This is a genomic window from Akkermansia sp. UNK.MGS-1 (genome assembly GCF_000980515.1).
Taxonomy (GTDB): domain Bacteria; phylum Verrucomicrobiota; class Verrucomicrobiia; order Verrucomicrobiales; family Akkermansiaceae; genus Akkermansia; species Akkermansia muciniphila.
In genome coordinates this window covers 1-22,354 of sequence record NZ_LBCB01000011.1, presented here as the reverse complement: position 1 = coordinate 22,354, position 22,354 = coordinate 1, and the positions used below count along the sequence as shown (strand labels likewise).

16 protein-coding genes and 1 pseudogene are annotated in these 22,354 nt (G+C 53.6%); 7 read left to right on the top strand and 10 right to left on the bottom strand.

The window, feature by feature from the left end; genetic code table 11:
• Positions 1-239 precede the first annotated feature (239 nt).
• Positions 240-677 carry a cupin domain-containing protein gene (locus tag WW58_RS06760; protein ID WP_046436420.1) on the bottom strand — a complete coding sequence of 146 codons (438 nt, stop codon included), beginning with the start codon at positions 675-677 and terminating at the stop codon, positions 240-242.
• Between the two features lie 123 nt (positions 678-800).
• Between WW58_RS06760 and WW58_RS06755 the strand changes: the two genes are divergently transcribed.
• Positions 801-1,121 (top strand): winged helix-turn-helix transcriptional regulator, encoded by a 321-nt coding sequence (locus WW58_RS06755; RefSeq protein ID WP_012419850.1) that lies wholly within the window; start codon positions 801-803, stop codon positions 1,119-1,121.
• An 81-nt stretch (positions 1,122-1,202) separates the two neighbouring features.
• Here the strand turns inward: WW58_RS06755 and WW58_RS13200 are convergent, their stop codons facing one another.
• From WW58_RS13200 to WW58_RS13195, 3 genes are read right to left on the bottom strand one after another with little or no spacing between them, the layout of a single operon-like run.
• Positions 1,203-3,335, bottom strand: a complete 2,133-nt coding sequence (locus WW58_RS13200) for a glycoside hydrolase domain-containing protein (protein ID WP_180974155.1) — start codon at positions 3,333-3,335, stop codon at positions 1,203-1,205.
• A gap of 53 nt (positions 3,336-3,388) precedes the next feature.
• Positions 3,389-4,156: an imidazole glycerol phosphate synthase subunit HisF gene (gene hisF / locus WW58_RS06745; protein ID WP_046436419.1), complete on the bottom strand. Its 768-nt coding sequence runs from the start codon at positions 4,154-4,156 to the stop codon at positions 3,389-3,391.
• Entirely contained in the window at positions 4,120-4,287 is a 168-nt protein-coding gene (locus WW58_RS13195; RefSeq protein WP_153816598.1) for a hypothetical protein, read from the bottom strand. The genes hisF and WW58_RS13195 overlap by 37 nt, the downstream gene beginning before the upstream one ends.
• Before the next feature lie 182 nt (positions 4,288-4,469).
• Between WW58_RS13195 and WW58_RS06735 the strand changes: the two genes are divergently transcribed.
• Together WW58_RS06735 and WW58_RS06730 are read left to right on the top strand one after the other, a co-directional pair.
• A complete protein-coding gene (locus WW58_RS06735) occupies positions 4,470-6,218 on the top strand; it encodes a TrkH family potassium uptake protein (RefSeq protein ID WP_046436414.1) in 1,749 nt (582 codons plus the stop codon).
• A 7-nt stretch (positions 6,219-6,225) separates the two neighbouring features.
• Complete coding sequence (locus WW58_RS06730; RefSeq protein ID WP_046436412.1) at positions 6,226-6,933, top strand: potassium channel family protein; 708 nt, start codon at positions 6,226-6,228, stop codon at positions 6,931-6,933.
• Positions 6,934-7,025: 92 nt separating this feature from the next.
• Here the strand turns inward: WW58_RS06730 and hrpA are convergent, their stop codons facing one another.
• The 3 genes from hrpA to WW58_RS06715 all read right to left on the bottom strand — a co-directional run bounded on the left by hrpA (position 7,026) and on the right by WW58_RS06715 (position 12,896).
• The gene (gene hrpA, locus WW58_RS06725) at positions 7,026-10,721 is read right to left on the bottom strand and encodes an ATP-dependent RNA helicase HrpA (RefSeq protein ID WP_215836869.1); all 3,696 of its coding nucleotides are present in this window, start codon (positions 10,719-10,721) and stop codon (positions 7,026-7,028) included.
• A 68-nt stretch (positions 10,722-10,789) separates the two neighbouring features.
• Positions 10,790-11,272, bottom strand: coding sequence for an acetolactate synthase small subunit (gene ilvN / locus WW58_RS06720; RefSeq protein ID WP_012419857.1), 483 nt, complete (start codon positions 11,270-11,272; stop codon positions 10,790-10,792).
• A 121-nt stretch (positions 11,273-11,393) separates the two neighbouring features.
• The gene (locus tag WW58_RS06715) at positions 11,394-12,896 is read right to left on the bottom strand and encodes a trypsin-like peptidase domain-containing protein (protein WP_094140588.1); all 1,503 of its coding nucleotides are present in this window, start codon (positions 12,894-12,896) and stop codon (positions 11,394-11,396) included.
• A 211-nt stretch (positions 12,897-13,107) separates the two neighbouring features.
• Between WW58_RS06715 and holA the strand changes: the two genes are divergently transcribed.
• Together holA and mnmG are read left to right on the top strand one after the other, a co-directional pair.
• The gene (gene holA, locus WW58_RS06705) at positions 13,108-14,214 is read left to right on the top strand and encodes a DNA polymerase III subunit delta (protein WP_215439454.1); all 1,107 of its coding nucleotides are present in this window, start codon (positions 13,108-13,110) and stop codon (positions 14,212-14,214) included.
• Positions 14,214-16,100 carry a tRNA uridine-5-carboxymethylaminomethyl(34) synthesis enzyme MnmG gene (gene mnmG / locus WW58_RS06700; RefSeq protein ID WP_046436405.1) on the top strand — a complete coding sequence of 629 codons (1,887 nt, stop codon included), beginning with the start codon at positions 14,214-14,216 and terminating at the stop codon, positions 16,098-16,100. Before holA ends, mnmG begins: the two co-directional genes overlap by 1 nt.
• Positions 16,101-16,584: 484 nt before the next feature.
• Here mnmG and ribD read toward each other — a convergent pair whose 3' ends face one another.
• Positions 16,585-17,655, bottom strand: coding sequence for a bifunctional diaminohydroxyphosphoribosylaminopyrimidine deaminase/5-amino-6-(5-phosphoribosylamino)uracil reductase RibD (gene ribD / locus WW58_RS06695; protein ID WP_046436633.1), 1,071 nt, complete (start codon positions 17,653-17,655; stop codon positions 16,585-16,587).
• A 574-nt stretch (positions 17,656-18,229) separates the two neighbouring features.
• Here ribD and dnaN point away from each other — a divergent pair.
• Entirely contained in the window at positions 18,230-19,330 is a 1,101-nt protein-coding gene (dnaN, locus tag WW58_RS06690) for a DNA polymerase III subunit beta (RefSeq protein ID WP_046436403.1), read from the top strand.
• 304 nt (positions 19,331-19,634) lie between these two features.
• Here dnaN and WW58_RS06685 read toward each other — a convergent pair whose 3' ends face one another.
• Positions 19,635-20,075, bottom strand: a complete 441-nt coding sequence (locus tag WW58_RS06685) for a hypothetical protein (RefSeq protein WP_022396128.1) — start codon at positions 20,073-20,075, stop codon at positions 19,635-19,637.
• 102 nt (positions 20,076-20,177) lie between these two features.
• Positions 20,178-21,236 carry a hypothetical protein gene (locus WW58_RS06680; protein ID WP_146023964.1) on the bottom strand — a complete coding sequence of 353 codons (1,059 nt, stop codon included), beginning with the start codon at positions 21,234-21,236 and terminating at the stop codon, positions 20,178-20,180.
• A gap of 446 nt (positions 21,237-21,682) precedes the next feature.
• Between WW58_RS06680 and WW58_RS06675 the strand changes: the two are divergent.
• Positions 21,683-22,354, top strand: a pseudogene (locus WW58_RS06675) (sugar-binding protein); the annotation flags it as partial.

Genomic DNA, 22,354 nt, shown 5'->3' with positions numbered 1-22,354 from the left:
CAAGGCCGGGTTTTAATATATCTCACCTTATACGGGTTAATTTCCGCATGGAGGTTTTGAAGGCCTTCAAGGAACCGCAGCCTTTGCTGCCAGCCATGTCCAAGGTAAAGACGGGCATCTCATGCGGCCAAGGGAATACTGTTTTCTCACACCTTCCTCCCCATAGGAGCGCGGCCCGCTTTCCTGCGGACCGCGCCGGTGGAAAAACCGGAAAAAGGCTTTAAAACAGGGATGCTGCTTCAAGATTCCCGAAAATGGTGCACACCGGAGGAGAAATATACCATTCCGGATGCCGTATCCGGGAAGTGCACCACATCAGGCGTCAGGCGAGTGCCCACATCCAGATAGACCAGCTTTTCCGTAGCGGATCCGTTGCGGATAACATGCGCTCCCTCCGGGCTGGCGGGGAATACAATCGCATCCCCCTCTTTTAAATTCTTTTCACCCTCAGGCGTACGCACAACGGCATGGCCCCTAATGATGTAAAATACCTCTTCATTCACTTCATGATAATGGTAGCCATAGGCGTACCTCCCCGGCTCCACTTCCACGAAACTGGCCGCACATTTTCCGGCATCCGCTTCCCGAATGACGGGCTTTACCGCAAAGGAATTGCCCTCCCGGCTGATAACCTGAGGCTCCGTCTCCCTGTAATTGGCAATGATGATCTTGTTCATGGCATTATCTGTTCTGCTTGCCGTAACGGCAAGTACCTATTAAAATAGGCGGCAACATTCTTTCTGTAAAGTAGGCAGAAAATAGTAACCTGAATTCCTGAAAGAAACCATTGCGTAAACTAAATGACTTACTACAATTCATCATGCCCTGTTGAAACTACTCTCCAACTGATTTCCTCCCGCTGGAAAGTGCTCATCCTCCGCGATCTGCTCGAAGGCACCCGGCGGTTTGGAGAACTCCGCAAATCCATTGGGCCTGTGACGCAGAAAGTTCTGACTGCGAACCTGCGTTCTATGGAAAAGGACGGCCTGCTTACGCGAAAGGTGTATGCGGAAGTACCTCCGCGCGTGGAATATACTCTTACGGAACTGGGGCGCAGTCTGCGCCCCGTCCTGGCCTCCATGGCGGAATGGGGATCGAAATACCAAAGAGAAAACCGCTGATCCTCCCCCCTTTCCGGAGCTTAACCGAACCTCCGGAAAGACATGGAAATACAGCGGTTTCCCTTTTTCTCGCAAGAAAGGTCAGCGGGAAATTTCCGTCGTTTTACGGATAATTTCACGGGCTTTCCGCACGTCTTCCTCATGGGAATCCCCGCGGCTTTTTTCCACGGTAAAGAGCTTGGAAAGCTCTTCATCCATGCGGGCTACGGCAGCTTTCGCCTTAGGATTTTTTGCGGCGCGGGCGCGCAGGATATTGACCTTTTCAAATTCCTCCAGTCCGTCCCGGAGTTTTTCAAACCGCAGGGAACTGAGATTGCCGGGATAAACAAGGTAGCAGTCTCCCGCGGGCCAGTTCCCGAAATCCGTCTTTTCAAACGGATTGCGGTTCCAGGAATTATAAGCCCATCTCAAAAAGCCGTCCAAATGATTGGCGGCGGCAAAGAGGGGAAGCCATTCCGCCTCCGCCAGCGGAGAAATAGTGAAGGTGTTGGGCTTTTTGGGATGGACACAGACATAGAACGTCGTCTTTTTTCCCTCCTTTTTGCGCTGCGCCAGCAGATCGCCCGTGACCGTGCCTGCATGGTCAATTACAGGAGAGACGTCATAAACGTCCCGGGTCATGGCCGTAGGCCGATTGACGGCGGAAACGATTTTGAATTCCGGGGCATACTTGTCCAGTACATTCTTGGCCGCCCTGACCATAGCGTCCGGCCGTTCATCCAGCCCGATGCAGGTTTTGCCCAGCCAGCCCTTGCTCTTGACGTGCTTGCGAAAATCCGTCAGGAAAGGCCCCCAGATAGCTTCATAGGAGGGATCGTTCGGCTTAAGATCCAGAAATTTGTACTTTCCGGTCGCCTCATCCAGATAACGGATTTTCATGTTCCAGGGAATCATGGTATAGCAGGATATCTGCCCCTTGACGCCCACCTCGTTCATCATGAAGGAAACCCACTTGTCAAAATTGGCGTAATTCCAGCGCATGGTTCCATTTTTGCCCTTGACCCATTCAATCATGGGCGGGAACCAGTCATAAGTCTGGGCATTCCAGGCTTCATCAATCAGGGAGCATGTAATGGCCTTTTGCCCGGCATCCGCCAGCCTTTTCATCACCGGCTTCATCAGTGCGAAATGCTCCGGAGACCACGGTTCCACATCATGCCAGCGGGCCACGGCCTGCGGATGCTGCCACAAGTCCAGATGAACTTGCCAATGCGCGGGAGCAGGGAGGGATTCCGGCGCCACCTCCAGAATTACCGGCACACTGACGGGAGAGCCGCTTTCTGCGGAAACTACCACTTTTCCTTTGTACACGCCGGGTTTGGCAGACGGGGGGATATTGACCTCCACCCATACCGGACGCACGCCTCCGGCTTGCAAATCGCAGCTGTTTTCGCTGCCGATGATATCTGAAATCAGCCTGTTGCCCCCCCTGGTGTAGCGTATCATGGCAGTCCGGACAGGAATAATCTGTCCGGCAGCGTTTTTTACCCCGGCGCAGGAGGCCGATAACTGGGGCTGCGCCTGGGAAGACCAGACGGCAATCTGCCCGCCGGCGCGTTCGCCTCTCCAGCCGAACAGACGCACGGCATCCTGAAGCATTTCCTGCCCGGGAGCGCCGTTGTAAGGAATACGGTCATAATCCTTCACCGCTGCAGCCTGCAGGCTCAGGGCGGCATCGGGTCCGTACCCTTTGATTTCCACCAGATGTCCCCCCTTTTCATTGCCGGCGCTATTGCCTAAAAAAGTGATTTTAACGTAACGGACCGTCTGCGGATTGAATTTGAAGGGAACGCCTTCCGGAGTGGCGGCAATGCTGTTGGAAGACTGATCCGCCAACATTTTCCAGTTTTTTCCGTCTTCGGAACCTTCTATTTTATATTTGTAAATGCGCCCTCCCTCCCAATAGGGCCATACATGCAAGGCGGAAAGCGTCCGGGGCTTTCCCATATCTATCTGGAGCCAAACGGGAATGCCCTCGCAACCCCAGTATTTGCCGGCGTTATTCGTCTGCCCGTCCACGGCCAGTTCCGGACGGTCACTGCCGTAATGACCGGAAGCGGTTACTTTGGCCCCGGCAAATAAATTACCTGCATCACCCGGAGTTCCTGCGGAAACAAGGGCGGGTTCATACAGGGGATGCCTTTCCAGGGACTGGGCCTGGACAAAAGACGTTAAGGCAATAACGGAACATAGAGGAAAAAAAAGACAGCGCATACGCATATTACGCGCCGGAATTTCATTTTCTCTCAAAAGAAAAGCTGTTTCCGCTACTCCGCCAAAGGACGTACGGGTATTCCTCTGGAAGCAAAGTAAGCCTTGGCTTCCGGCACCGTGTATTCCCCGAAATGGAAAATGGAAGCCGCCAGCACGGCATCCGCCTTCCCTTCCACCAGCACGTCCACCATGTGATCCAAATTACCCGCACCCCCGCTGGCGATTACCGGAATGCGCACCGCACTGCTTACGGCGCGGGTCAACTCAATATCATAACCCGTTTTGGCTCCGTCCGCATCCATGCTGGTCAACAAGATTTCTCCGGCTCCGCGGCGTTCCGCCTCCACAGCCCATTCCACGGCATCCAGCCCCACGAACTTCCGGCCTCCATGGGTGGAAACGCCCCACCTGCCGGAAGCCTGGCGCTTGGCGTCAATAGCGACGACGATGCACTGGCTGCCGAAAGCCGCCGCACCTTCATTAATCAGCTCCGGCCTATTGATGGCCGCCGTATTTAGGGAAACCTTGTCCGCACCCGCCAGAAGCATTTCGCGCATGTCCTTTACGGAACGGATGCCGCCGCCTACCGTCAGCGGCATGAAGCAACATGCCGCCGTGCGGCGCACCACGTCCGCCATGGTGGCACGGCCATCGGAAGAAGCGGTAATATCCAGAAAAACAAGTTCATCCGCCTGCTGGGCATCATACGCCCTGGCACATTCTACAGGATCCCCGGCATCTCTCAGATTAATGAAATTGGTCCCCTTGACGACCCTGCCGTCCGTTACGTCCAGACACGGAATGATTCTTTTAGCCAGCACAGCCCTATCAAGCCATCACCGCCGCCAAAGGAAAAGCCTAAAATACGGCTTGCCGCGGGATGCCTTTTAATAAACATGTTCCCTTTTTGACCAAGGCCCTCTTCGGCAGCGTTTCCATCCCGCATATCCATGGTAAGAGAAATTTACTGAAATTCATCAATATCACTATTCCACTCACTTTCCGGCCGGCCCTGCCCCGCCATGAAGCAACGCAGTGCGGCATCTGCCCCTTTCCCGCCCGCATGCATAAAACGGCCTAAGAGCTTTTCTTTCCATGTCCAGGTGGTAGAGTCCGCATAAGGCATTTCCATTCATGACCACCACACGCTCGGGATTCACCAAACTTGCAGCCGTCTGCATTGCCATTCTTCTGGGGGCGGTGGTCTGGGAGCTGGGGTGGCCCCTGACGCGGGCGGAACATGAGTGGTCGCGGCTGATTGCAGCCGTTGCCACGCTGGGCCACCTGACGGGCATTCTGGGTTCCTATTTCCGGAAGGAAATCAACCGCCCTTCCCTGAGGCTCCTGATTTTCCAAATCATCAGCTGCCTCATGATTTTTCTCCTGATTGCCAGGGAACAACAGGAAGCGGGATACATGAGGTTCACGGAGCTTTCCCGCCTGGTGATTACGGCCGGGCTGATTGCCATCCCCACGCTGATGTCCCTGACCAGGATTTTTGAATGGCTGGTGGGCAAGCAAAAAAAAGGCCGGCCTCTTATGGCCCCCGCCATGCAGTTTGTAGCTTCTCTGGGAGTAGTCATCCTGGCAGGCACCGGATTGCTTCTGCTGCCTAATTCCACATATCCGGGTATTACACTCAGTTTTACGGATGCCCTGTTCACCAGCACCAGCGCAGTATGCGTCACCGGTCTGAACGCCGTGGATTTTGCCCATACTTTTACCCCGCTGGGAGAAATGTTCACGCTTGCCCTTATCCAGATTGGCGGATTCGGCATCATGACGTTCGCCTACTTCGTAGCCATGGTGGCAGGCCAGGGTTTTTCCCTGAGGGACCGCGTGCTGCTGACGGATCTGCTTGATGAAGACAATCTGGGAGCCGTCGTCTCCTTTATCACCACTATTGTGGTCAGTACGCTGTTCATCGAACTGTGCGGCGCCGTCCTTCTTTATTTCTCCTGGGAAGGGAAGGACATCAACCTGATGGGGGAGCCTTTGTGGTGGCATTCCCTGTTCCACTCCGTTTCCGCCTTCTGCAATGCTGGTTTTTCAACTTTCCCGATGAATTTGATGGAGCCGGGCATCCGCCTGTGCTACAGCGGGCAGGCGGTCATCATGGCGCTGATCGTATGCGGCGGCCTGGGATTCGGCATCTACAAGGAAATCAATTCACGCCTGGCAAACCGCTTCTTTTCCAAACACCGCCGCCTGCACATGCAGTGGACCCCTTATTTCAAACTGGTGATGATCTCCACGGGGATTTTGCTGGCGGGAGGCGCTCTGGCCATCTTTGCCGTTTCCTCTCCCCATGCCGCGGAACCGTTGGGGGAACACCTCTGGATTTGCCTTTTCGACAGCGTCACGGCACGCACGGCGGGATTCAATATCAGCGACTACAGCCGCTATCTGCCCGCAGCCAGCCTCATTATGTGCGGTCTGATGATGGTGGGAGGCAGCCCCGGCGGCACGGCAGGCGGCATGAGAACCACTACCTGCGCCATTGCAGGCGCGGAAATCCTGCGCATCCTCCGCGGCAGGGATCATGTGGAATTTTTCCGCCGCCGCATCGACCAGCGCACCGTAGCGCGCTGCGTGATTACCGTGGTGGTCTCCTGCGCCTGGATCGGCTGCTTTACCGTCCTGATTTGCGCCCTGGAGCCCTCCATGAGCTCTCTGGATATCTTCTTTGAAAACTGCAGCGCTTTTGCTACGGTAGGCGTGTCGCGGGGCATTACTCCAGATTTAAGCGACCCTTCCAAATACCTTCTTATCGTCAACATGCTCGCCGGCCGCGTGGGGCTTTTCGCTTTTCTCATTGCGCTGGCCGGCACCCCTACTCCGAGACATTACCGCTATCCATCCGTCAAAATCCCGTTAACCTGAATATACCATGATGAGATACACCGTTATCGGCCTGGGCCAGTTTGGACAGGAACTCTGCACAGAACTTTCCGCCCGTAATATTGAAGTAGTAGCCGTTGCCTCCACAGATGAAGAATTGGAGCAAATCAAGGATCTGGTGACTTATGCCGTGGTGACGGATTACACTAATCCGGCCGCTTTGCGTGAGTTGGAACTGGACGACCAGTCCGCCGTCATTGTCGCCATCGGAGACAGTTTTGAAGAAAACCTTCTCGTCGTCACGCACCTTCAGAAAATGGGCGTCCGCTACATCTACGCCCGCGTCATGAGTCCGGTGCACGAACACATTTTAAGCCAGATGAACGTATATGCGCTCATCAACTTATCCCGCGTAGCTTCCAAGCAGCTCGCCAGCCAGTTGGAATCCCCGGAATTCCTGCGCGTCTCCCCCATGGACGAAAACCACAGCATCGTGGAAATTGCCGTGCCGCGCATCTGGGTGGGCAAGCGCCTGCGGGATGTGGGCCTGCGCACGGAACACCACCTCAACCTGCTCACCATCCGCCGCGGGGAGGCCCAGACTCCGCAGGGGCGCCGGGAAATCCTGTCCATACCGCGCATTCCCGTCATTGGCACTCCTTCCCCGGATCTCGTTTTTGAAGACCATGACATTCTGGTCCTGTTCGGCAAGGAAACCAATTTGATTGAATTCGCCCAATTATCCAAGGGATTGTAAACCATCCTCCGCAAGCAGGCTGAGGGTATCCCTCTCCATTTCAGAAAAAGGCGACGGATAAGCCGCCTGTGTAAACAGCCTCCGTCCTGGTTTTACTGGCTTGACAATGCCTCAAAAGAAGCCACCAGACGTTTTTCGGAGACGCGGCCCTTGACGGAGATGGCGGGAGCGAAAATGGCCAGGCGGTATTCTTCCAGCAAATAACCGTATTGTATCCAGCGCAGGTCTCCGGCATGTTCCTTCAAAACCTGATGCCAGGGAAAATACACGCGTTCAAAGAGGTCCAGGCGTTCCAATTCCCTGGCAAGGGGTTGCTGGCCGATGCGTCTGATACGCTCCGCAATTCCCTGCATGTACCGTTTCAGATCCGGCAAGCGTTCCGCTCCATGCGCCCACAGGAAACGGGGGCGTAACAACCAGTCAAGCTGGCGCTGAAGGTCAGCCGTGATGCGCTCCGTATGGCGCACGCCCTTTTGCAGCGCCGTAAAGTCCCTGACGGCATGTTCCGTACCCGCTACCAGTTCCCATATATCCGCTACGTTATGCGCCGCATCAAAAAGATTTTGGCGCAGATTCATTTCCGCAGCAGCGAATTGCTCCGCCGTGCACGGCAAAGGACGGCCCATGGCTATCTCCGCGGCAACGTCCACCAGGTCTTCCGCATTGGTAGACGGCTCCCGTCCGAGCATATGAAGAGAGAGCTTTCCTTCCAGCTTCAACGGAAATTTTCTGCGGAGATGGTTAAGCTGGTCCGTCTGGCGCAGGCGCATGAAACGCAGGCACCCTTCCCGGTGGGATTCCGCAGCGCTCAGTTCATCCTCAAAGACCCGGACGCCCACGGATGCTCCTTCATCCACCAGAGCCACATAACCCGGCCTTCCCACCACATCCACCGTGTACTCCAAATCTCCGCAGCTCCATTCCTTCATGCCGGTTACGGACACGATATCCTCCGCTGTTTCCTGGAACCGGCGGGAAAGTTTTTTACCCAGGCGGTTATTCAGTTCCGCAACATCCGTGCCCATGGCAAGCTCTTCCCCTTCATCATCGCACACCCATATTTTCGTAACCAGCTCCGCAGGAAGACGGTTCATATCAAAAAAGGAGGGCGCGCAAAATTTTCCCGTTTCCACTTCCACAAATTCCGCCAGTTTCCCTGCCAGCGGCCCATCCGGTTCCAGGCCATGCCTCAGTTCCGCAAAGTAAGCGGCCTTTTGGCTGATAGGCTGGAGAAAGACGCGCAAATCCTTGGGAAGGGAACGCAGCAGGCATTCCGCCCGCTGGGCCAGATGGCCGGGAACCCCCCACTCCGGCAACCATTCGGGAATATCCGGCAACTGGTCGATGTGGACGCCCAGGGTCACGCCGTCATCTTCCGCGCCGGGATCATTCTGGTAATACACGGCATATTCCGCTCCTTTACAGGTGATTTCATCCGGAAAACCATCCAGCAGGTCTTTCCCCCAGAATTCGTACATGGCTTCCTGTGGCGGAACATGCAGAGCTTCCGGATTTTTCTTCTCCACACCGGCGGCCCACCGCAAAAAGGCCCTGGCCGTACAGCAGTCCGGGGGAACAAGCCTGTTAAAGAATTCAAAAACTCCTTCCTCACACCAGACCTGGTCCGGACGGCGCAACTTCAGCTCTATCTGCCGAACATCTTCCCGGAGCGTTTCCAGATGCCTGATACAGGCGGGTTTCGTGCGGAAACCACCGCCCAACAGGCCTTCACGTATCATTATTTCCCGCGCATGGGCGGGATTGATACGGCCATAGTGCACACGCCTGTTATCAATGATGCGCAAGCCGCCGCACACGACGCGTTCCACTGCGTAAACAGCCCCCTGCTCCCTGTCCCACCGCGCTCCGGAATAGTGTGATTCGCACAGATGGGGCGCTACTCTCTCCACCCATTCCGGTTCCAAAATGGAGGCGCGGCGCATCCACAGGCGCGTGGTGTCCACCAACTCCACGCCCATTACCCATTCACTCCTTTTTTTACGGCGGAACAGGCCGGAACCGGGAAAAATGCCGAAGGAACGTCCTCCGGCGCCGCGATATTCCCGGTTGTCTGCATCCCAGAGGCCGAACTGGCGCGGAACGCCCGCCAGGATGCTCCGGTGAATCATGGCAAAGGAAGCCTGCCGCTCCGTTTTTTCTTCCAAAGGGGAAATTTTGCATTTCAGTGTTTCCCTGACCAACCGGGAAAGATCCTCCCATAAATTGAACCATTCCATCATGCGGTTGAAATTGAGGAAATTTTTCCCGCACCATTTCCGAAGCTGGTTTTTGCGCCAGCGCCTTCCCTCCCGGAATTGCCATGCAGCCTTCCATAATTTAAGCAGAGACAGGAAGTCACTGTCTTCTTCCTTCCACTGCGCGTGGGCCTGGTCCGCTTTCTGAGCGGCATCCGCAGGGCGTTCACGGGGATCCATGATGCCCAGGCCGGCTACAATCACCAGCATTTCCGGCAGGGCCTGTTCATGTTGAGCCTCCAGCAACATGCGGGCCAGCCGCGGGTCAATGGGCAACCGCGCCAGCTTTCTGCCTACGGGCGTGAGTTGCCGGGCTTTGTCCAGAGCGCCGATCTCCCGTAAGGTGCGGTAACCTTCCGTCACCAGTTTGGATGAAGGAGGATCCGGAAGTGGGAACTCCGGCATTTCTGGCAATCCTAGGTCTTTCATCCGGAGCAGCGCCCCGGCCAGTGCGCTGCGCCTGATTTCCGGATCCGTAAATTCCGGCCTGTCCTCCCAGTCCTTCTCACTGTACAGGCGGATGCACACACCTTCGCACACACGGCCGCAACGGCCAGCGCGCTGGCGGGCACTGGCCTTGGAGACGGGTTCTATCTGAAGCCGCTGCACTTGACGTGCCGGGCTATAGCGGCTGACGCGCGCCAGGCCGGAGTCAATAACATAAATGATGCCGGGGATTGTCAGGGACGTTTCCGCCACATTTGTAGCCAGCACGATGCGGCGGTATCCCTGCTCCGGATGAAAAATCCTTTGCTGGTCCGCCAGGCCCAGCCTGGCGAACAAAGGCAGAATGCACGTATTTCTCAGATTCCGGCCTTTCAGTTTTTCCGCCACCTCACGTATTTCGCGTTCTCCGGGAAGGAAGACAAGCACATCCCCGCGATCGTCCAGAGTATCCAGCCAATCCACGGCACGCGCCACATGAGCCGGAAGTTCCTCATCGTCATGCAGCGGCGGCAGATAGTGGAGATCCACCGGATAAGTGCGGCCTTCTACTTGAATAATAGGCGCGCCTCCAAAGAATTCGGAAAACTCACCGGCATCCAGCGTCGCGGAACTGATGACCAGCCGCAAGTCTCTCCGCCTGCCCAGCAAAAGACGCAGATAGCCAAGCAGAAAATCAATGTTGAGGCTGCGTTCATGCGCCTCATCCAAAATCAGGGTATGATATTGGCGCAGATCCGGATCATGCTGCGTTTCCGCCAGAAGAATCCCATCCGTCATGAACTTCAGGCGCGTATCCGGCCCGGCTTTTTCCTCAAAGCGCACCTGGTAACCCACCAAACCTCCCAGGTCGCAGTTCAATTCTTCCGCAACTCGGCGGGAAACGGAAGCAGCAGCCAGCCTTCTGGGCTGGGTGCACCCTACTCTGCCCCGCGCCTCCCCGGCAAGCTCCATGGCCATTTTAGGGAGCTGGGTAGTCTTACCGGATCCCGTCTCCCCCACTACGACAATGACCTGGTGCTCCTGCATTGCCGCCAGAATGTCATTCCGGCGGCGGGAAATGGGTAGATCCGGATAAGTAATGTTCATGGTGAAGATGAGAAAAAAACCCTGCAAGAACGTCCTGCAGGGTTGAAGAAGAAAACCGGGAGGTTCTTTTACTGACAGGGTTTGGGAAGGGCGATACGGCCGCTCCGGGTCAGCATCTGCACATCATAATCCTCAATGAGGGACAGGAAACGGTCTATCTTGTACTCGCCTCCCGTCACTTCAATGGTCAGGGCGTCCCGCGTGACATCCACAATGTGGGCGCCCAGTATCTGGCAGAACTCAATGACTTCATGCCGCGTGGCGGAATCTACGCCAATGCGGGTCAATACCGTTTCCCGGTACACATTGTCCGTATTGCGGAAATCTACTACTTCCACCGTGTTGACCAGTTTTTCCAGATGCTTGATAATCTGGTCCAGAACATCTTCCTTTTCGCGTACGACGATGGTCATCCGTGAAAAGCGCGGGTCCTGGCTAGGGGCAACGTTCAACGAATGAATATTGTAGCCCCGTCCACTAAACAAACCGGCAATGCGGGCAAGCACGCCAAATTTGTTTTCAACAAGTACGGAGATAGTATGACGAGTCATAATTTAATTTCTTAAAGGTGATGCATTGTAAGCACTTTTGACTGCCAGTCAAGCCTGCGGACGGCGATGCCGGAAAACGTTTTTCCTAACGGGGGTTCCGGCAGGAACCGCTCAGGCCGGATCAAAGCTCGTGCGGTATGATGGCGTTGCCTTTTGTCGCCTCCGGAATGCGGGGAAGCAATGTTTTTTCAGAAACGGGGCGCGCATCCACTTTCACATTGAATTGCTGCCCGTCGCGGGAAACGGTCAGCAATGCCGGCCCTTCCCTAAGAGCTTTGACCAAGGCTTCCTTGGTGCTGACACTCTGGTGGTTTACGGCAAAGACCATGTCGCCGGCCTGCAATATCTGCCCTACGGATTTCTTCGGATTCACTTGAATGACCAGCAACCCCCGAGCACCTATGGATTGTTCTTCCGCAGTCAGTTCACGCAAATGCATTCCCACTCCTTCCATGAAGTCTTCCCAAGGAGAAGGAACATTTTTTAAAATACTATCTCCCACCTTCAGGGTGACGTTCATTTTCTGCCCTTTGCGCCAGACTTTCAGCCAGAACTTGTCGCCGATGGAAAGATTTTCAATGCGTTCCTTCACTTCCTCATCCGTCTGGATGGGGACTTCGTTAAAACTCAGTATTACGTCACCTGTTTGAAGGCCTGCCTGCTCCGCCGGGGAACCATGCTTCACGATGTTGATTACTGCGCCTCCCGCCTCATGATAATCCAGGAAGCTGCGAAGCGGGGGAGTATTGCGCACAATGTCCAATCCCAGATACCCTTTCATGGGGCGGCCATGTTTGCAAATCTGCTCAAAGCTGTGCATCACCAGATTGGAGGGAATGGCAAACCCAATGCCGGCGTAATTTTTCTCCGCATTGGGAAGCACCGATTTATTGATGCCGATGATTTCCCCGCGGATGTTGATGAGAGGGCCTCCCGAATTCCCCGGGAAGATACTGGCATCCGTCTGGATCAAGTTAATGCCGGAATCCACCAGCTTGCGTTCACGGGCACTGATAATGCCGCGGGAAACAGTCGTGCCCAGCCCATAGGGATTGCCGCATGCCAGAACAATCATGCCGGGCGCAATTTCATCACTGTTGCCGAACGGAAGAGGGGTAAACGTCATCGGGTTTTCTACCTGCAGCACGGCAATATCCAGTTCCGGATCCACCCCTACCAGGCGTACGGAAACGCTTTTCCCATTGCTCAGCGTAACGCGCAGCGCATGCTTGTTCTGAATGACATGGTAGGCGGTAATAATATGCCCTTCTTCAGTAACAATGACGCCGGAACCCAAACCATGAACCGTCAGCCTCTTTTCAATCATGAAATCACCATCCTCGGAAGGCTGAGGAACGCTTGTCACGCCTGTAGTGTCTATGCTGACCAATACCCGTTCCACCAGCCGGGCAACGCGTGAATATTCCTCATTGAGCTGGTGCAAAACAGGAATATCCTCCTCCTTCAATTCGGGCTGTTGGGCCAGGGTAAACACTTCCGACCGGAAGGAAACATTCTTCTCCGTAACACGACTGTTCCATCTCCAATAGGCAACGGAGACCACGGTCATCATAACCGTCATCATGATGACAAGTAAAGCCCGTGTCCATATGGTCGATCTCATGGAAATGCCCTGCCGTAATAACGATCAAACGGTTTGCGGCTTGATCACAAGGAGATGCCTGAAAACGGAGCCTGTCAAGCTTCAGCCGCTTTTTGACATTCCGGTTCCATTGATACTATTTAAGTACTTTCTCTTCAAATGAAAAAACTTTCAAATGACAAATACGCCTTTCAACAAGGCGTGCTTTATGATATCATGCGGCTACGGTTTTATGGGTTCCAGCACTTTACAACAACAGGCCATTCATCTCGTCTTCGGTACGGATGAAGGAATGGTGCGTGAAAAGGCTTCCGGCATCTTTGCCGCTCTGACGGAAGGCACAAACGAATTTTCCCATGAAATTCTGGAAGCGGCCTGCGGTGATTCCGATGAAGCGGCCCAGCTGGTACGCCAGGTTATGGAAGCTCTGCGGACCCTCCCGTTTTTTCCGGGGCGCAAAGTAGTCTGGATGAAGAACTGCAATTTTCTGGGAGACTCCGTCACGGGGCGTTCCTCCACCACGGAAGCGGCTCTGGATTCTTTCAGGCAATTGCTGGAAAGCGGCCTGGGGCCGGACGTCCTGCTGCTTATTTCCGCCTCCGAATTTGACAAACGCCGTTCCTTTAACAAATTCCTGCTTCAATACGCCGCATCGGAAGAATTGAACAAGCCGGACATCACGAAAGCAGGCTGGGAAGGCAGTTTAATGCCCCTCATTAATAAGGAAACGGCGGCGCGCGGCATGAATTTCGACTCCGCCGCCCTGGAACTGTTTATTCACCGCGTCAGCGAATCCTCCCGCCAAATCATTTCCGAAATTGAAAAACTGGATCTTTATCTGGGAGCGGACAGACGCACCGTAATGCCGGAGGATGTGGAGCGCATGGTTCCGCTGACGCGTACAGGCGTTATTTTTGAAATTTCCCGGGCTTTGGAAAACAAGAAAAGCGATGCGGCCATCTCTCTAATTGATTTTCAACTGGAACGCGGTGAAAACGCCATCACAATCATGCGTGCCGCATTCATCCCTACGTTAAGAAATTTGCTGGCTGCCAGACTTTTATGTGACGCATTCAACCTGAAGCCCACCAATTTCAAGGAATTTACGGCCCGCATTTCTTCCCTGCCCTCCTATGCGGCCGCGTTAATTCCCTTGAAAAAAGACGGTACACCCAATGCGTATCCGCTTTTTCTGGCGGCGCAAAATGCTTCCAAATTCAAGACGGAACGGCTAAAGCAAACTTTGAAAGAATGCATGAAGGCGGATAAAGCCCTGGTGTCCTCCTCTCTTGATCCCTGCCTGATTCTGCATCGTCTTGCTATCTGCTCCGCATCCTGATGAACTCCTCCCCTTCTTCCGTTTTCCCCCTGTTTGACGTTCTCGTCGTCGGCGCCGGGCACGCAGGCATTGAGGCGGCACTGGCAGCATCCCGTCTGGGGTGCTCCGTCGCCGTCCTAACTCATAACCTGGATACTATCGGACAAATGTCCTGCAATCCGGCTATTGGGGGACTTGCCAAAGGGCATATCGTCCGGGAAATAGATGCCATGGGGGGAGCGATGGGGTTGAACACGGATGCTACCGCCATTCAATTCCGGATGCTGAACGCTTCCAAGGGGCCCAGCGTGCGCGCTCCCCGCGCCCAGTGCGATAAAACAGCCTACCGCACAAGAATGAAAATGGTTCTGGAAACCGCCCCCGGCATACGCCTGTTTCAGGGAGATGTGGTCAAACTGCTCGTCAATGGAGAACAGCAGGCAACGGGAGCCGTTACTTCTCTGGGATGCGCCATCCATGCCCGCAGCGTGATTATCTGCTCCGGGACATTCATGAAGGGATTGCTTCATGTGGGCCTTCAACACATAACAGGAGGCCGAATGGGTTGCGCTTCTTCCAGCCTTTCCGCCGATCTTGCCATGCTGGGTTTTCAGGTGGAAAGGCTTAAAACAGGAACTTCTCCCCGCGTCAATGGGAGATCCATCGACTTTTCCGTCTGCGAAATACAGCCTGGAGACTCTCCGGAAGCCCTGTTCAGCTACCGTTCCCGTGATATACTGAAACGTGATTCCGAACCCTTTTGCACTTTGAACACGTGGGGAGATGAAAATTTCCGGATGAAGCAAATGCCGTGCTGGATCACCTACACCAACCAGACTACGCACGACATTATCCGGAAGAATTTAAAATTCAGCCCCCTTTACAGCGGTATCATTGAAGGCGTAGGCCCCCGGTATTGTCCTTCCATAGAAGATAAAATCGTGCGTTTTGCGGAAAAAAACAGCCATCAGGTATTCCTGGAACCGGAAGGCCGCAGTACGGAGGAATTCTACCTTAACGGAGTTTCTACTTCACTGCCCTACTCCGCTCAGTGCGACTTCATCCATACCATTCCCGGCCTGGAAAACGCGCAGCTGATCCGTCCGGGATATGCGGTGGAATACGACTTCTGTCCTCCCACGCAATTGCATCCTACGCTGGAAACAAAACTGGTAGAAAACCTGTACTTTGCAGGTCAAATCAACGGCACTTCCGGCTATGAAGAAGCCGCAGCGCAAGGACTAATGGCGGGAGCGAACGCCGCTCTGAAAACCCTGGGCAAACCTTCTCTGGTGCTGCGCCGGGATCAGGCTTACATCGGCGTCATGATAGACGACCTCGTTACCAAAGGAACCGATGAACCTTACCGCATGTTTACCAGCCGGGCAGAATTCCGCCTGTTGCTGCGTCAGGATAATGCAGACCTGCGGTTGGCCCCTCTGGCTTTTGAAGCGGGCCTTATTACCTGTGAAATGGCCCGGAAGGCTGAAGACAGGAAAAACGCCGTTGAAGAAGGAATAATAAAAGCTGCCGCGCTTAAACATGAAGGAGTTTCTCTCTCCACATGGCTTAAAAGGCCCGGCAATGACTGGACTCTATTGCCTGAAGAACTGAAAAAAATGTTCCACGTGGAACATTTGGATGCCATTGCTACGGATATCCAGTACGAAGGGCATATTGAAAGGCAGAAAAAACAGGCGAAAAAAATCATACGGATGGAAAATAAAACTATTCCCTCCGATATTGATTACGAACATGTCCATGCCTTAAAAAAAGAGGCTGTCATCAAGCTGGGCAACATACGTCCTGCAACTATCGGGCAGGCCTCTCGAATTCCCGGAATTACCCCGGCAGATATCGCCCTGTTGCTTGTGCATCTGCAAAAACGCAGCAGGCAACAAACATAATACCCCGCGTTTTTTATTCAGAAATTTCAATTTAAGGAGGACCATAGGAGGCGGGTATTGAAAAATAAATATGGCAGGGACATCCTTGAGCCGTATATGATCCCATTATATTTCCCTGTCGCCATTGCCTGGAGTCGATAAAAAGATTCAATACTGTTTTCTGAATGTCTTTTTGCGCGACAGCAGCTCTTCCCTTCCTCCGAACAACCACCACTTTCTGCTTGTCGTAAAAAGAAATGGAATATCCCTTCAGTATTATTGAATACCGGCCTTCCTGATTTATCCATCGCAAATCATTAAGAAGCGTCACACGATTTCTTCACGGATTCCATTCAAATACTGCCGATAAGAAAAAGCAGCATTGAGCTTACTCCAAGAGGCAAGGGAGGCCGGAAGGGCTGAATGACAAATCCACCGGGCGAATGAAAATTACCTTCCCAAGTTTAAAATTCTTCGGATAACCAATAAACAAAGACCTCATCCATTACCGGTAACAGATATCTCCTCGGATACATACATCATCTCCAAAAATATTTACAACAGGTTGTTCAAGATGGGCTTCATGCTCCAGAAACGGACCGGGCGCTACGCCGTCCGTACCGCCGCCGATAATGATGGGAGCATAAAACCCCACCCACTCGTCGACTAAACCGGCTTTCAGAAATTCCCGGACCAGACAGCCTCCCGCTTCCAGCAGTATAGTTCCTATTTTTTTATTATTATATAATTTTTTTAATAATTCCAAATAATTGAAAACATTCTCCACAACCAAAGTGCGGTCACGAAATTCATCTGTTAAACAAATGGAATCCGCAGGTATGGAAGAAGCATCATGGGTTAGAATAATACGCCAGGGTTGTTCCTTGAGGGGAGAAACAGGACGATCCGGTTTCCTAATGGTCAGGGACGGATTGTCCAGACGCACGGTATTCCCTCCGGTAAGAACCGCATCGCATTCGGCACGCAAGGTATGTACAAAAGATCTGGATTTTTCATTCGTCAGCCATTGGGAACGTTCCGGACTACGGGAAATGCGGCCATCCAGAGACATGGCGCTTTTTGCAATTACCCAGGGACGCCCTTCCAGCATGTTCACCCTGAACCCCCTGATTAAATGATCGCATTCCTTCTCCAGAACCCCGCGGGTAACCTTGATGCCGGCCTGTTCAAGAATATCAGCCGCAGCGCCGCGGTGTTTGGGATTAGGATCTTCCGAACCATAAACCACCCGTTTAAAACGATGTTTCAAAATGGCATCCGTACAAGGCGGTGTTTTCCCGGAAGTACTGCATGGTTCCAGAGTAACATACAAAGTTGAGTCCGCGAACAGGGGGGCATTGCCATTCGCCACTCCGTCGGCAATAGCCTCTCTTTCCGCATGAGGCAAGCCGGCTTTTTTATGAAATCCCGAACCAATCACCTGGTTTTCATGCACAATGACTGCCCCCACGCAGGGATTCGGACTCGTAAGTCCGATTCCATTTGAGGCCAGTTTTATGGCCATGTTCATCCAACAGTCATCCTGATTTTTCGTATTCACGCCGTTTTGTAGCATGAAAACCGGAAGAAGGACAATCACGTTGTGTGATTGAAGAATATTAGGTTTAACAATATTAAATTCCTTCTTCTTCTGCTGTGTGCCCAGTGTGAATAAGATTTTAAATGACTGTAAATGAGAGCATTGAGTATCATTTCAAATGTTAATAAATTTGGCTTGCAAATTTGTGAATAATATCTGAATAAGTTATCCACATCATACTCACAGTTAATCAACCTGGCCTTTCACAAGGTTATTGGCAGGTGCGGCTGTAAACAGAAACGGCATTCCTGTTGGAAAGAAAACGTACATTTCCAATAAAATTGCCGCATCCTGAGAAAAAGAGACAATATCCGGATTTATAATCCGCACAAGAATATTGAAGAAATCTGATTCCCCGGAATGGATTTTTAAGAATGCTTAAATAATTTGAAAAACCTTTTCATGCAAGATATGCCCGGAGAAATTGTATATTACTATATATAGTATGCTTTTAAAAAAATACTGCCAAATATTAGGGTTTGACGGAGAAATGGCTTGAATCACAGGAGGCACTTGTGAGAGGATGCGAGGCAGATAAAAGCACAGACACATGAAGTTTACCATTTCCAAGCAAGTATTTCTCGACGGTCTGAGACAGGTTGCCAGCGTGGTGTCTTCCAAGACGACGCTGCCCATTCTTTCCAACGTCAAGATTGAAGCTGAAAACGGCCAGGTACGTTTTACGGCTACGGATCTTGACGTATGCATCACCGGCGTAGTTCCCGCGAACGTGCTGCGCGAGGGCACCGTGACTCTTCCCGCCAAAAAGCTGGTGAGCATCATCAGCGAGCTTCCTGAAGCCGAAGTCCAGGTGGACGTCAACCAGCGCAACCAGGCGACTGTGGAATGCGGCCGCTCCCAGTTCAAGTTGAATGGCCTTCCGGCGGACGAATTCCCCGAACTGCCGTCCTTTGAACAGGCGACCGTGTACCAGGTGGACCAGAATTTGCTGCGCGACTGCATCCGCCGCACGGAATACGCCATCTCTACGGATACGACCCGCTACGTGCTGAACGGCATTTCCCTTTCCTTCCGCAACGGCAAGATGACTCTGGTGGCTACGGACGGCCGCCGCCTGGCCCTGGCGGAAACCGCCCTGGAATTCCCGGAAGAACAGCAACTGGACGCCATTCTGCCCACCAAGGCCGTTGGTGAACTCCGCCGCCTTCTGGATGAAGTGGGGACCGTCACCATACGGTTCACCCGCAACCAGGCCGCTTTTGAAATCAATGATACGCTGCTGATCAGCAAGCTGATTGACGGCAATTACCCGAACTACCGCCAGGTAATCCCGACGGACTGCAAGGAAAGCATTGAACTGCCCTGCGGGGAACTGCTGGAAACGGTGCGCCGCGTGTCCCTCCTTTCCGTGGACAAAAGCACGAACATCAAGCTGAACTTCCGTGAAAACGAACTCGAAGTGGCTTCCAGCGCGGAAGGCGTGGGTGAAGCTCATGAATCTATGACGATCACTTATGCCGGAAGGCCGCTTTCCATTTCCTTCAACCCGGATTTCTTCATGGCTCCCCTGAAGACGATGGCCGGGGATACGATCATTACGTTGAACCTCATTGATGAAATGAGCCCGGGCGTATTGAAGATAGGTGATGAGTTCCTGTACGTGCTCATGCCAATGAGATCTCCCAACTGATTTTGATGGTACAAAATCATTCATACGAGAACAGGCGCCGTGCTGTCACGGCGCCTGTTTTTTATTGATTGAAAATGAAAGTGATGACTGGGTTATTCACATGAATGTTCTACGTGGAACATTTTTCATTTTCCACCGTCGTCAATAAACCGGACGGTGATTTCCGGGGGAGGGATAAAAAATAGGCGTGCCGGCATGGCACCAGAAAAAACGCGTATAAACACCTTCCGGCGCCGGGAACGTGCGGTTCAGGCGCAAGGGAAGGCACGGAGTGCCGCAGCGGGTCTAAGGAGGCTCCGCCGCGTCATTCGCTCAACAACCCCGGATCGGCGAACAAATCCGGAGCAAGATGGAAAGGATAGGAACCGGAGGCTTGCAGAATGGCTTCCCGTACGGGAGGCAGGGAACCGAAGCAGGAGGATTCCACATCCAGAATACGGCCGTCTTTCAGTTCAATCATCAGTCCGGGTTCAGATTCATGATCGGGCGTACATCCTATGCGCTCAATCAGTTCCCATGGAATTTCCTTGCGTGAAATGCTGTTGCCCCAGGAGATGGAGGAGGAAGTGATTGTGAGAAAATAAGGTCTCCCCAGAATGACGGGAAGCCACAGGAACAAGAGAAGAGCGCCGAGGAGAAAGCTCCACCATCCGGACCCGAAGAATGCCCAGGCCAGGCCGCACCCCAGGGTGCCGAGGAGTCTCCCTCCCAGCCGGTAGCTGCGGTAGGAATAATAAGTGTTCATGGATTGCGAAGTCAATGAAACGTCAGGCCGGCCAGGGAACGCGAAGCCCCCAGCCGTACTCTGTACGATACTCCTTCATTCCTGCAAAGACAAGATGATAAGTCAGGAAATCCAGTCCAGCATGTCCGGCGGCAGGGAACCGCGGGAGCGGATCAGGGAAAGGAAAGCTTCCTCCATTTCCGGAGGCGGCGGAAAAATGCCCGGCATGGCGCGGCCTGCGGCAAGCTCCACGGCGCCCAGGTTATGGAGTGCCAGGGGAGGGTCTATGTAGCACATTTGCGTAGGGTCCGGCAGAATGAAATTAAGGGGGCGGCCTCCGTTCAGCAGGCGGTTCTTCGGGATCTCCGGCCCCCATTCGTCCTCCACGCCCATATTGGCCAGCAGAACGCCGGAGGAGCGGGTCACAGCGGGGTCAATCACTCCTGACAGGGCATGCCGCCGCCCTGTGGCCGTGACGGCGCAAAAGGCATGACTGACTGCATTGGTAAGAGCTTCTCCATCCGTTGCGCGCATGAATGAGGCGGAGGACAAAGGGAGAGGTTTTTCCTCCACATCCGCCACGATAACGTTCAAGCCCCGCCTGAGCGCGTGCAGAACGATTCCGCGGCCCACTTTTCCGTACCCGATGACTACCAGGGTCCGTCCCGGGCCACTCTCAATTCCCAGCGCTTCCAGCGCGCGGAAAAAGCTTTCCCCGGTTCCCAGGCAGGTTTCTATCTGCTTGATTTTTCCGGCGTCCACCATCCACACGGGCTGTGTGCAGCACGTATAATGCTGCGCTCCGGACCGGGTCAGTTCCACATACCCGCAGCGGCTGGGAACATGGCTGAGCGCCCCGGCGCAGTCCATCACCACGTCATAGGGTCCGTCCGCCCGTTCCGCCTCCACCACGGGTATTCCATACCTGCCCAGCAGCGCGACCGTTTCCGGATCGTGGGGCATCACCGGAGAGACTGCTGCCGTCAACTCCGCTCCCGCCGCCAGCAGGGCGGCGTATTTGGCGCAGGTATTCCGGAATACGGGGGAGGCGTCAATCACACGGCATCCCTCCAACGGGCGGCTTTCCGCCCACGTTTCACACTGGTGCAGAAGCACGGGAAATTCCTCCTGCCGGTAGAAGGGGGACAAATCTTCCAGAATGCGCGCCGGAGATACAGGCATGGCAAAAATTGTAAGGGTTCTACGGATGGAGGGCAATCTTTCTCCTCTCGTTTTCATAGAAAAACTTCGGAAAAGATGTATTTTTTGTTTAAGGGTTTTCAGAAGTTGCGGCAAATTCGAAAAGACAAACTACTGAATCATCAACCATTCTTTCTCCATGAGAGAGACATTTTTTACAGGAATTTGACTGGCGCCAAGCAGGAATGACATCCTATTGTGGATTTTTTCTAACAAATAGATAATATTAATGTCTGTAAAAGGAAGGCGCTGATTATAAAAATTATTATATTATATTTTGATGGAAAAAATTCATTATGTTTCATAGGCAAACAGAAATTCTCAAATAAACTTTATTGACACTGGCTCTGGATCATGCTACTGGGAAAATGATCATGGAGGATTGCTCTCCTCTAATTTCATCATCAATCCCAGTTCTTTAATGCCTTATGAATACTCCAACTACTTCTTCTGCCGGCACCCCTTCTTCCATCCCCGCTTACCGCAAATGGTACTTTGGCTCTACGGCCAAACCCATGCCGCGTGGCATGCGCGCCGCTCCGGAGCCCGATCCGCTACCGTTCGAGGAAATCCACGAACACGATGAAATTACCGTGGGACCGCCTAGTACGTCGGCGGATGGACACAGTGCTCACGGTTACTTTACCATTCCGGAAGGAGCGGAGGGCAAAAAACTCTACGGCACCTGCTCGCTCTTCCTTGGGGTGGACGACTGGGGAATCCTGGAAGTAAAGGACTCCGGCGGCAACGTGGTGGCGCAGGTGGATCTGAAGGAAAACCCGCAGACGGCGGGCGAGCAGGGCGGGCACAAATACCACACGGGGACCGGCGGGGCGCAGCTCCCCTCCGGCACCTACAGCTGGGAAGTCAGCCAGACCAACATCGACTACAATCCGGCAAGCGGCAACACCTCCATCTGCAACTACAGCATCGACGTGGTGCCGACGGAACCGGGGGGCAGGAAAGAACCCGAACCGTGTCCCTGCGAGGGAGACACGTGCGACAACAGCGGCGGAACGCCGCCCTCCCCGCCGCAGTCCCGGTCGGGCCCTGAGGCGGGCATGGAAAGCGGCGCCCTGGGAAACTACAGCTCGGCGGGG

Coding starts and splice junctions, on each gene's coding strand:
- WW58_RS06760 (WP_046436420.1), bottom strand. CDS start 677: ATGAACAAGATCATCATTGCCAATTACAGGGAGACGGAGCCTCAGGTT.
- WW58_RS06755 (WP_012419850.1), top strand. CDS start 801: ATGACTTACTACAATTCATCATGCCCTGTTGAAACTACTCTCCAACTG.
- WW58_RS13200 (WP_180974155.1), bottom strand. CDS start 3,335: ATGCGCTGTCTTTTTTTTCCTCTATGTTCCGTTATTGCCTTAACGTCT.
- WW58_RS13195 (WP_153816598.1), bottom strand. CDS start 4,287: ATGGATATGCGGGATGGAAACGCTGCCGAAGAGGGCCTTGGTCAAAAA.
- WW58_RS06735 (WP_046436414.1), top strand. CDS start 4,470: ATGACCACCACACGCTCGGGATTCACCAAACTTGCAGCCGTCTGCATT.
- WW58_RS06730 (WP_046436412.1), top strand. CDS start 6,226: ATGATGAGATACACCGTTATCGGCCTGGGCCAGTTTGGACAGGAACTC.
- hrpA (WP_215836869.1), bottom strand. CDS start 10,721: ATGAACATTACTTATCCGGATCTACCCATTTCCCGCCGCCGGAATGAC.
- ilvN (WP_012419857.1), bottom strand. CDS start 11,272: ATGACTCGTCATACTATCTCCGTACTTGTTGAAAACAAATTTGGCGTG.
- WW58_RS06715 (WP_094140588.1), bottom strand. CDS start 12,896: ATGAGATCGACCATATGGACACGGGCTTTACTTGTCATCATGATGACG.
- holA (WP_215439454.1), top strand. CDS start 13,108: ATGGGTTCCAGCACTTTACAACAACAGGCCATTCATCTCGTCTTCGGT.
- mnmG (WP_046436405.1), top strand. CDS start 14,214: ATGAACTCCTCCCCTTCTTCCGTTTTCCCCCTGTTTGACGTTCTCGTC.
- ribD (WP_046436633.1), bottom strand. CDS start 17,655: ATGCTACAAAACGGCGTGAATACGAAAAATCAGGATGACTGTTGGATG.
- dnaN (WP_046436403.1), top strand. CDS start 18,230: ATGAAGTTTACCATTTCCAAGCAAGTATTTCTCGACGGTCTGAGACAG.
- WW58_RS06685 (WP_022396128.1), bottom strand. CDS start 20,075: ATGAACACTTATTATTCCTACCGCAGCTACCGGCTGGGAGGGAGACTC.
- WW58_RS06680 (WP_146023964.1), bottom strand. CDS start 21,236: ATGCCTGTATCTCCGGCGCGCATTCTGGAAGATTTGTCCCCCTTCTAC.